The sequence below is a fragment of the Sphingobium limneticum genome (assembly GCF_008710165.1).
GTDB lineage: Bacteria > Pseudomonadota > Alphaproteobacteria > Sphingomonadales > Sphingomonadaceae > Sphingobium > Sphingobium limneticum.
The window spans coordinates 1-8,952 of the sequence record NZ_VYQA01000044.1; the positions used below are offsets into that span (position 1 = coordinate 1).

17 protein-coding genes are annotated in these 8,952 nt (G+C 54.2%); 11 read left to right on the forward strand and 6 right to left on the reverse strand.

All coding sequences use genetic code 11. From position 1 onward, the window contains the following. Together F4U95_RS25015 and F4U95_RS23970 are read left to right on the forward strand one after the other, a co-directional pair. Positions 1–406: hypothetical protein (locus F4U95_RS25015; RefSeq protein WP_211364043.1), on the forward strand; the 406-nt coding region annotated here is incomplete at its 5' end. Between the two features lie 39 nt (positions 407–445). Beyond that, entirely contained in the window at positions 446–751 is a 306-nt protein-coding gene (locus F4U95_RS23970) for a hypothetical protein (protein ID WP_150426952.1), read from the forward strand. A 58-nt stretch (positions 752–809) separates the two neighbouring features. Here the strand turns inward: F4U95_RS23970 and F4U95_RS23975 are convergent, their stop codons facing one another. Then, complete coding sequence (locus tag F4U95_RS23975) at positions 810–1,079, reverse strand: hypothetical protein (protein ID WP_150426953.1); 270 nt, start codon at positions 1,077–1,079, stop codon at positions 810–812. A gap of 552 nt (positions 1,080–1,631) precedes the next feature. Here F4U95_RS23975 and F4U95_RS23980 point away from each other — a divergent pair. From F4U95_RS23980 to F4U95_RS23985, 3 genes are read left to right on the forward strand one after another with little or no spacing between them, the layout of a single operon-like run. Next, on the forward strand, positions 1,632–1,919 hold the full coding sequence (locus F4U95_RS23980) for a hypothetical protein (RefSeq protein WP_150426954.1): 288 nt from the start codon (positions 1,632–1,634) through the stop codon (positions 1,917–1,919). Next, complete coding sequence (locus tag F4U95_RS24705; protein WP_161600454.1) at positions 1,906–2,079, forward strand: hypothetical protein; 174 nt, start codon at positions 1,906–1,908, stop codon at positions 2,077–2,079. The genes F4U95_RS23980 and F4U95_RS24705 overlap by 14 nt, the downstream gene beginning before the upstream one ends. Further along, entirely contained in the window at positions 2,079–2,573 is a 495-nt protein-coding gene (locus tag F4U95_RS23985) for a hypothetical protein (RefSeq protein ID WP_150426955.1), read from the forward strand. Before F4U95_RS24705 ends, F4U95_RS23985 begins: the two co-directional genes overlap by 1 nt. Before the next feature lie 72 nt (positions 2,574–2,645). Here F4U95_RS23985 and F4U95_RS23990 read toward each other — a convergent pair whose 3' ends face one another. Further along, positions 2,646–3,116, reverse strand: coding sequence for a lysozyme (locus F4U95_RS23990; protein WP_150426956.1), 471 nt, complete (start codon positions 3,114–3,116; stop codon positions 2,646–2,648). A gap of 90 nt (positions 3,117–3,206) precedes the next feature. On the opposite strand from F4U95_RS23990, the gene F4U95_RS23995 reads away from it, so the two are divergent. From F4U95_RS23995 to F4U95_RS24015, 5 genes are all read left to right on the forward strand, one after another. Next, positions 3,207–3,905, forward strand: coding sequence for a hypothetical protein (locus F4U95_RS23995; protein WP_150426957.1), 699 nt, complete (start codon positions 3,207–3,209; stop codon positions 3,903–3,905). Then, positions 3,902–4,081 carry a hypothetical protein gene (locus F4U95_RS24000; RefSeq protein WP_150426958.1) on the forward strand — a complete coding sequence of 60 codons (180 nt, stop codon included), beginning with the start codon at positions 3,902–3,904 and terminating at the stop codon, positions 4,079–4,081. Before F4U95_RS23995 ends, F4U95_RS24000 begins: the two co-directional genes overlap by 4 nt. 32 nt (positions 4,082–4,113) lie before the next feature. Continuing rightward, positions 4,114–4,569 carry a hypothetical protein gene (locus tag F4U95_RS24005; RefSeq protein ID WP_150426959.1) on the forward strand — a complete coding sequence of 152 codons (456 nt, stop codon included), beginning with the start codon at positions 4,114–4,116 and terminating at the stop codon, positions 4,567–4,569. 137 nt (positions 4,570–4,706) lie between these two features. After that, entirely contained in the window at positions 4,707–5,324 is a 618-nt protein-coding gene (locus F4U95_RS24010; RefSeq protein WP_246171708.1) for an SOS response-associated peptidase family protein, read from the forward strand. Continuing rightward, positions 5,321–5,533 carry a hypothetical protein gene (locus tag F4U95_RS24015; RefSeq protein ID WP_150426960.1) on the forward strand — a complete coding sequence of 71 codons (213 nt, stop codon included), beginning with the start codon at positions 5,321–5,323 and terminating at the stop codon, positions 5,531–5,533. The genes F4U95_RS24010 and F4U95_RS24015 overlap by 4 nt, the downstream gene beginning before the upstream one ends. A 1-nt stretch (position 5,534) precedes the next feature. Here the strand turns inward: F4U95_RS24015 and F4U95_RS24020 are convergent, their stop codons facing one another. The 4 genes from F4U95_RS24020 to F4U95_RS24035 all read right to left on the reverse strand — a co-directional run bounded on the left by F4U95_RS24020 (position 5,535) and on the right by F4U95_RS24035 (position 7,964). Beyond that, entirely contained in the window at positions 5,535–5,720 is a 186-nt protein-coding gene (locus F4U95_RS24020; RefSeq protein ID WP_150426961.1) for a hypothetical protein, read from the reverse strand. Between the two features lie 65 nt (positions 5,721–5,785). Further along, positions 5,786–6,232: a ferritin-like domain-containing protein gene (locus tag F4U95_RS24025; protein ID WP_150426962.1), complete on the reverse strand. Its 447-nt coding sequence runs from the start codon at positions 6,230–6,232 to the stop codon at positions 5,786–5,788. An 80-nt stretch (positions 6,233–6,312) separates the two neighbouring features. Next, positions 6,313–7,584, reverse strand: coding sequence for a Y-family DNA polymerase (locus F4U95_RS24030; protein ID WP_150426963.1), 1,272 nt, complete (start codon positions 7,582–7,584; stop codon positions 6,313–6,315). Continuing rightward, positions 7,581–7,964 (reverse strand): LexA family protein, encoded by a 384-nt coding sequence (locus tag F4U95_RS24035; RefSeq protein ID WP_211364667.1) that lies wholly within the window; start codon positions 7,962–7,964, stop codon positions 7,581–7,583. Before F4U95_RS24035 ends, F4U95_RS24030 begins: the two co-directional genes overlap by 4 nt. A gap of 191 nt (positions 7,965–8,155) precedes the next feature. Between F4U95_RS24035 and F4U95_RS24040 the strand changes: the two genes are divergently transcribed. Continuing rightward, positions 8,156–8,497 carry a hypothetical protein gene (locus F4U95_RS24040; RefSeq protein ID WP_150426964.1) on the forward strand — a complete coding sequence of 114 codons (342 nt, stop codon included), beginning with the start codon at positions 8,156–8,158 and terminating at the stop codon, positions 8,495–8,497. Positions 8,498–8,952 lie beyond the last annotated feature (455 nt).

Genomic DNA, 8,952 nt, shown 5'->3' on the forward strand with positions numbered 1-8,952 from the left:
GCATCGCTCAAATCCGTCTGGTAACGCTTCGAAACACGCGTATGCTGCACGCGGGTGGCTGGGGTCCACATCAAGATCTCCGGGTTGTCTGCAAAACCCCCGGAATCACACGAACCTCAGCCGCTCAACCCCTTTCGAAACGGCCTCTGAGACGATGATATCAGGTGACGAGTTGGTCAGTCAGAACAACACCGGAAACAAGAGCGTTTCACTATATCGCAATATCGTCGTTGATAGCCCCGGCGGTGGTGATGCCTCGTCGGGCAATGCAACGATACATGTCTTCGCAATTCGCGGAAATCAGGACACTGGCATGGTCAATCAAGGCGACTATTACCAGCAAGACCTGAGCGCCTACTATCACAGCTTCGGCATTACCGCGAAAACGAAGTGGACCTTTATCTAAAGCGATAAGTAGTCAGCAAAACACAAGAGGTGAGTAATAATGACCCAATACGCTAACCCAAATCTAACCCAGCGAGAGATTGTCGAGCAGAGCAAGGCCGCTGTTGAGCAGCTTCTTGCCAATGTGGATGAAACCGTCACAGCAGGCCGCGCAGAACTGGAAACCGCACTTGACCAGACGACTGTGCAGATCATCGGCCAACATCTAAGCATGTTGAATGGCAGCAAGTTCCAGCTAGAAGCAGAGCGCACCCGACTGCAGAACATCATCGCGGTGTGGAATGGCGAAGAGCCTACAGCGGGCAACACCTTCACGCCAACGCTGCCGATCACTCCAGCAGCCTAAACAAAAAAGGCTCTCTATATCACTATAGAGAGCCTTTTCCTCGCTATGGGAACGAGTGTTATTTCTCGCCGTTGTCCTTAACCCCAACGGTCGGAACCTCAACAGTTTCCGTCTTCGTGCCGACCACGACAGCCTTGCTGTCCATATCGACCTTGGGCAGTTCACCGCCCTTCACGCTGACATCTGGCAGAGCACCTTCCTTAACGTCCGCGCTCCAGAAGCCCGTCGCGAAAAGCACACCGGCGATCACAATTGCTGCCAGCGCGACCCAAACCCAAACGCTTACGCCGCTCTTGCGGCCCGTCTGCTCGTAACGTGTATCTACCATGTCCCATCCTCCCAAATTGGTAGGGACATAATTTCTGATTTGTTGATTTGTTCCGTTTGAGAAACACTCTCAATAGACGCCAGACAGCATCGTCACAGATTGACGACCGCTGGTAGGTCCGGCTCCATCTTATCGCTCAACTCCAATGCCAGCAAATAGAACTCCGCCATTCGAAGATGGGCCTCTCGAATTGCCGGTATCCGGGCTTCATCAGCTAACTTCATGTTCCGTTCCAAATTACGCAAATAGTAGGCACGATCAAAGACGTTCGTCACGCAGACCCTCGCTGAAATTACGACGCCGGGAGATACGTCGCGGAGCAGCAATCGGACGCAATAAGGCAAAGCCCAAGCGCCAAGCTGTGGCCGTACCGCGTTAAGGCGTCCCTTGAACGCGGAGGGGCCGCTCAACTGTCAGATCAACAGATGATTACCCGGTGAATTACCTAATTCTTGTTTCGGGACCGACGTCGACCTGCGGCTCGTCCTACAAAGTGTGTGTCCCTTCAATGCGTAAATAAACGCACGGACACACATTTTGAGGGGATGACCGATGGCCAAGAAGAAGCCACAGATTAACACACCAGAGGTCGTCCTGGCCTCGTTTAAGACCGCCGAAATGGCAGCACTTTTTGGCCTAACCCGCGAAAGCATTGGGACGGTCACATTCCATCAGAACGGTATCGCTACTGTCGATTTCGGCACAGCCAAGGCGCAGCGCGTATCGGCCAGCATGTTCGTATTCGCAGTTGATCCAGCAGCAACACTGCCAGCAATAAAAGCCCCTGCCCTCGTTGAAGCCCTCAAGGGCATGTGGGAGGCTGACGATGAAGGTGAATAAGAAAGCCGTATTCGATGGAGCGAAGCGCTATGCTCGCGTCATCTGGGCAGTTCCAGCAGTGAAGAGCCTTGCGCTTACATGGCTAATCCGCGTCGGCGTTCCATCCGGCATTGCAGGCGTAGCCATCTTAATCGGTGATGCGCTGAATGGCGGTGTCTAATGTCCGTCGAAAAACCGGCACACATTATTCCAGAGGGAACGCCAGTAACAATCTCAACGATGGTTCAGCCTCCCGCCCCGGCACCCAAAGATCCAACCCTAAATCTCACGACATTAGGCATCTATATCTCAATCATTGTCGGTCTGCTCGCTATCGCAGGATGGGTTATGAGAGTGATGTCTGAGCGTAGGAAAGAGGATCGGGAATGGATGACCGGCAAGCTAGAGGGCATTGTGAGCAAGCTCAATGATGACATCAAGGAAACGCGATCAGACGTGAAGGAAGCAGAGCGCCGATTGCATGAGGTCGAGCAACAGCGCGCCGCTGACCGAGAGAAAATCATTGTGCTGGAGAAGGACATTGGCCACTTCAAGGACAGCCAGACGCGGATGGAACGATCGCTGGAAAAGATCGGTGAGGAGCAGAAAACCTACTTCACGGAGATAGCCAAGAGCATCAGGGAAATTCGAGAAGTCCGCCCCGCTAGCAAATGAGAAAAGCCCGGCCATTGGACCGGGCTTTCCCATGACGGCAAGACTGAGCAGTCCTTGGTGAGCATCCAACCGTCAATTCTCGTAAGGCGTTTGCCATCGTCGCCACTGGTCGGCGCGTTCCTTCATCCACGACATGCGCGGCTTGCCCTTCGGCCCATAGAAACTCAGCAGCCCGCCGTCCGCAGGCTCATTCATGGTATTCGTCAGGACCGCGCTGCGCTGATTGCCGCGAGACAGGTTGCGTCTCAATGCGCTGGGCTTGAACACGCCAAGGCCAATATCCCTGCATAGCTCAACGATGATGTCGAACCTGAATTGCGGGATTTCAGCCTTTATCATTTTGCGGATGGCCTTCTCGTAATCATCCGCTGGCTCTGCATCTGCTAGATCGTCGGACAGTCGCCAGTCACGCTTAGAGAGCAAAAGTATCGATCCTGAGTAGCCGAGAAGATGGCGCTCCTTGATCGTGTCAGCAGGGACACCGCTTTCCTTTTCCCAGTCTTCCAGAGTGCGAAGTTCGCCATTGATTGTGATCCTTGTCATGCACCTATTTAATCACAGGGCAATTCGATCCTTATGAACGCGATTTGACGATAGTTTTATAAATAGTTGTGTCAGAAATAGGAGAACCCAATGACACAACCTACGCATCATATCAGCATGTGGGCAGGCAGAGCCAAGCGCAATGTCGTAAACTCCACATACACTGTATCGCTCTACAGTGAAGAACACGAAGTCAACGGTGATACATTCATTCACTTGTCCCTCAAGGACGTTCTTCTCAACCTGATCCATCACATGAGCAAGCACTCTATCGAGCAGTATATGTCGTTCGCGGAATATACGAAGAACCATCTGAAAAGCGAAATCACTCAGATGACTGCCAGCTTCATTGATTACCCCTACAAGGTGAAGCATCAGCTTCAAAAGCGCCTTGATGAATTGGGCTACACCTACCTTCTCATTGATACGCAGACAGAGTTCGGTCCTGCTGCCCGTCCCGGCATAATGGTCGTCTTCCCTTACGCTCGTCCACTCTCCGACACGAAGCTCTACACAAGGGTTACGTCGTTGCTGTTCGCTGAAATCGGCATCGGTGAGCATCAGGAGGGCAAGGTCGCATCCACCTACCTGTTCGCTCCATACACCGTAAATCCATATGTCGAATTGTTCGATGAAGGTCGCACGATGCTCGATCCGTTCGACTATCGAGACAGCAACGTGGGCGTCTGGGTCGATGCGCGTGACAAGGAAGTCGTGACCACGGACGAAGCCGCAGAGCAGTTCTTTGCCGAGAATGACGAAGAGCTATTCTTCTTCCCGAAGCCATGACCAAGCCGGTGGAAATTAAAGCCGATCCGCTACCGGCCGCAGACGCCGCAGCGATCATGAAGCAGGACATCAAAATCAGGCGCAGCGAAGACCCTGAGTGTCCCTTGGCACTCGCTATCGAGAAGGCATTGATCCTCTTGAGCGTCCCTTTGGCCCCTCCACAAGATGTGAAGTGATGCGATAATTATAAGAAACGAAGGAGAACAGAATGGCAGACAATGCTATCGACAAATTGATTGAAGAAACTCGAAACGCCTACGCGGAGGTTAATCGCATCAGCGCTGAAATCAGCGCGCTAGATATCCAACGCCAGATTGCGCGGGATGGTTTTGCCATGGCCAAGAAGCGTTGCGATATGCTCGACCTGACCATGACGAAGCATATCCACGAGAATATGCCGGTCGTTCAGGCTAAAATGATCGCTCATGAGGAAATCGAGCAGATACAAGCCGCCGATAGGTCGGCATCGGCATCACGTTCACACTCTGCGTCAATACAGAGCGCATCTTCGGCACAGAGCGCATCGCTCAGCAGCGCGCAATTGGCATTGGCATCAACAGCAGGCAGCGCTCAAGCGGCATCAGCAGCGGCCAACTCTCAACTGGCGAACATCGCGAAATGCTATGCTGGTCGAAACAACTGGAGCCTGAACCTCTCAATCTAAACTCTAGATAGACCCGGCAGCAGATTGTTGTCGGGTCTAAACATGGGCGGATGCGGCGACGCTGGCTTGACTTGCCCTTCCCCGCGAACCACCTTTCCCGTATGTGCAATCGGGCAGAACGCGGACACACGGAAAAGGTGCTGAACCTGTTTGGCGCAAAGGTCGGCGCTCGGTTCAATGAAGGCCCGTTGCAGGTCCATCCCAAAGAACCCGGCAGCGTCATTCGCCTGATCGGCGGTGAGCGTGTCCTTGACCAGATGACATGGGGCTTTCCCGTTTCCCTCAAAAGCAAGAAGACCGGACTGCCCCTGAAACCTAAGCCGGTGAATAATGCGCGCTTCGACAAGCTAAACACCTTTTGGCGGCGATGGGCCGCTAGTCCAGCCAACCGATGCCTCATCCCTACCGCGCGTTACGCAGAGGCCGTTGGCGAACGAGGTCGCATGACGGAGACATGGCTGGCGGTGAAGGACCAGCCGATTTTCGCATGGGCAGGCCTGTGGAACGACAGCGCGGAATGGGGGAATGTCTATACAGGCGTTATGACAGAGAACGCCCCTGAGTTGATCGACATTCACGACCGTTCGCCGGTCATCATCGACCCTGAGCATTGGGACACTTGGCTAACCGCGCCGCTGGAAGATCTGTTCCAGTTCGATCAGCCATACCCTGCTGCAAAGGTCATAGTCGATGCCACATCAGCGCTGTGGGTTCGGAAGCCGGGACCGACACCGGATCAGGATTTGTTGATATGACAGACCTACAGCCACCCGACGAAGCTGAGTGCTGGGCAGAAGCGCGAACGCTCATCGATCAGTATGGAGACGAAGTTGGCGCTTACCTACAGATGATGATCGACGTTTGCATGAAGGAGCATGAATATCAGCTTCTTTTGAAATGGACGACCATCCGCAATTGCGTCGCCATGATCGTAGACGGACCCGGCACCGCAACCCCGCAATAATTCAGATACCGGCCTGCTTTTCAGGGTTCAGCACGTCTGCCACAGCGTCGTAGCTATCGAGCAATTCCATATTGCTGCCGTTCGTGAATACAACCAGTGTTCCTTCATCGCTGGGCTGGAAATAATCGATCTGATCTAAATTGATCGTGACCGGGTTTCCATCGAGCAAGCTGAACTCCGCAACCATCGCCGTTCCCTCACCGTGCAAAATATCAGAATGGGGCCGCCACTTTAGGCGACCCCCTGTCTGTTTTAAGCGAAGCTGTGCTTGAGTGCGCTCATCTTGTCATGGCCTTCCTTGACAGAAACGAACGCCTTTTCGACTACAGGGCGCGAAGATGGGTCGAGATCGGTATCACGCAGTGCGTCTTCGAATTTCGCCTTGATGTGATCTTCGCCACGTTCGACTTCCTGAATGATCGCTTTGTCATCCTTGCCCGTGATCGCCTGCTTCAAATCCATGAAGGTCCGATGGGCAGCGGCGAGGAAGCTGCTATCATCTTCGGGGTTCCCACCGAGACGGCGGACTTCTGCCTGCAAATCGGTTGCCGCTGCGCTACGGTCGCGGGCGAATTCAGCAAACATCGTAGCGAACTGGGTGCTTTCAGCATCCTTAGCGGCATCCTGATAGCCTTTCATGCTATCAAGCGTCGTAGAAATCAGGCCGTTAAGCGTCGAAATCGTGCTGTCGTTGCTCATGATGCTCTCCTTGAGGGGTGATGCTCTAACCATCGGTCAGCGAACACGATCCACTCAGATGAAATCACTTGGTCGGCATACTACCTCGCTTTGACGGATGGCACTTCCGCGATGCGGGTCGTGTAATTGGGCGATCTGCTATCTGAACGCGCTTTCCATTCGCGCTTGAAGCCCTGACTTGCAGGAACGGCTTTGAATTTCCCGAACCGATTGTTGACCTCATCCATCGCAGCCATGAGCCGATCCCGGCGCTCGTTGTTTTCTTCGAACAGCGTCAGCGGTCGTTTATCAGCATCTATTAGGTCTTCCAGCATCACGCCTGCCTTGGTGATCCCATAACCGTTACGCCATGCGCTCTCCACGCCGCGACGAGCATATGCCAGCAACGTCAGACCATCGTTGGTCATCGGCTGCATCCCAAGTGTTCGTGTCGCGCTGTATTGGGGTCGATCCTGCTTGTGCCGATTGGTATGGAAAAACACAGTCAGTCTGCCAGCGACCAAGCCATGCTGTCGCAACTTCTCACCGGCGCGCATCGCATATTGTGTGACGGCACCCATGAGCATGTCCAAGTCGGTGATAGGCGTTCCAAATGACCGCGTGACAGCCATGCCCTTGCGTTGGGGTTCAACAGTTTCGATGGCGCTCGCAGGGACGCCGCGCAGTTCAGCAATTAGGCGCTCAAGAACCACGCCGCCGATCCCACGCGCATGTTTCAACGCCATATCCCGCAAACAGCCAGCCGTCTTGATATCGAGCGCTGCCAGCTTCTCAGCCGTAGCCCGACCCACGCCCCAGACATCGCCAACTTCGAACTGATCCAGCACCCATTTGCGGATACCCTCATCGCGCAGATCTGCCACGCCATCGAATAACTGGTTCTTCTTCGCTGCCGCATTCGCCAGCTTCGCGAGCGTCTTTGTCGGCGCAATGCCCACGCAAGTTGGAATGGTGGTCCACTGCCTGACCTGTTCGCGCATGTCTCTGGAATGAGCAGCCAAATCCAGATGCTCGAAACCCGCAAAATCTATGAACGTCTCATCAATCGAGTAGATTTCGAAATCGCGGGCAAACGGCTCAATCGCGGCAACCACCCGGCGCTGCATGTCGCCGTAGAGCGCGTAATTCGATGACAGGACGCGGATGCCGTGCGCCTTGATCTTGTCGCGGATCAGGTGAACCGGATCACCCATTTTGATGCCAAGCGCCTTGGCCTCGCCGGATCGGGCAATCGCGCAGCCATCATTATTCGAAAGCACGATGACCGGGACGCCAACTAGGCTGGCATCAAACGCTCGTTCACAGGACACATAATAATTGTTGCAGTCGATCAGGGCGACGGGCGCGCTCATGCGTATTTGCGGGCCAGTCCTACGACCACGCCCCAAATCTCAACATGCTCGTCCACGATGATTTCGGAATAGCCTTCTGCTTCCGGCACTAGCCAGAAACGGCCTTCACGACGGCGGAGCCGCTTCAACGTCCGATCGCCATGCACAAGAGCGACGACGATGTGTCCTGGCACCGGCTTCTTTGCCCGGCTGACGACGATCAGATCCCCATCGGTGATACCAGCGCCGACCATGGAATAGCCTTCTACGCGCATGATGTAGGTCGCTGCTGGATGCTCGATCAGCCAGTCCGCGAGATTGATCGGCTCTTCCATGTCATCTTGAGCAGGCGACGGAAAACCGGCCGACGCGCTGATCATCAGCATCGGCAAATCAGGCATGGCTACGAGGATGGGTATGGGTTCAAACATCACTTAGGCACCGAATCAGACACCTGACCCGGCATAGTCCGATCAAACCGATTGGTCATTTGTTCTTTTTTTGTTCCGCTCTCGGAATGTCATTTCCCTTGCCATTCCGTTCTGTATTTGTTCTCATGCTCTCATCACCACGACTCGGATTGGAACATGAAATGGATAAGCTGGAAGAAGCGTTCAACGCACTCGCTGCCCACATCGACATTCATGGCAGAAGCGGCCCCCGCAACGGCTTTATCGAAGTCGCGCAAGACCTCGGCATGAGCATTGAAGACCTGTCTGGCGGCAGCGATATCAACTACGAGATTTCGATGGATGGCGAAAAGACCGGCAAGCTGGCTATGAGTTACCTCATGGTTCCGGTGGGCGAGAATGATCCTATTCGGGAACACTATTCGTTGGAATTGACCGATTTGGGCAGCAAGAGCCAAGCTAGGGTTTGGCATTTTCTTGGTGGCAAGCGGGTCGAAAAAGAGCCGCTACCAAAAGCAGCATGAGACGCTGAACGGGGTTCATGTCCGCCAACGCCACACTCAGAAATCTCGGTGATTACGAGCGCCGAAAGGCCAATCTCTTCATCATCTGTAAATGCGGTCACTCAGGAGTTCTCGATGCCGATAAACTCAACCGTTGGTTCCTTGCCCACTGCTGGAACACCGCAATGGAGACAGTCGGAGCGCATTTGCGCTGCTCGCGCTGTCGGGGCCATCCTGAACGATTTGCTCCCTCGCCTCGCAGACCAGATAACCCGGACTGAATGAATGACGAACAGCAGTGGAAGCGATTAATCCGTCGTTTGCGGAATTAACAGGCTGCGGAAAAAGGGTTGGCAGAGCCGGCCATTGGCCTCGCTTTCGCCGTTTTCTAGCCCAAGGCGTCAGTCATTCTGGGAGGTAACCTTCCAGAATCCGGTCGTTTTTGACCGGCCTCGGGCGCTATGAGGCGCAGGCCT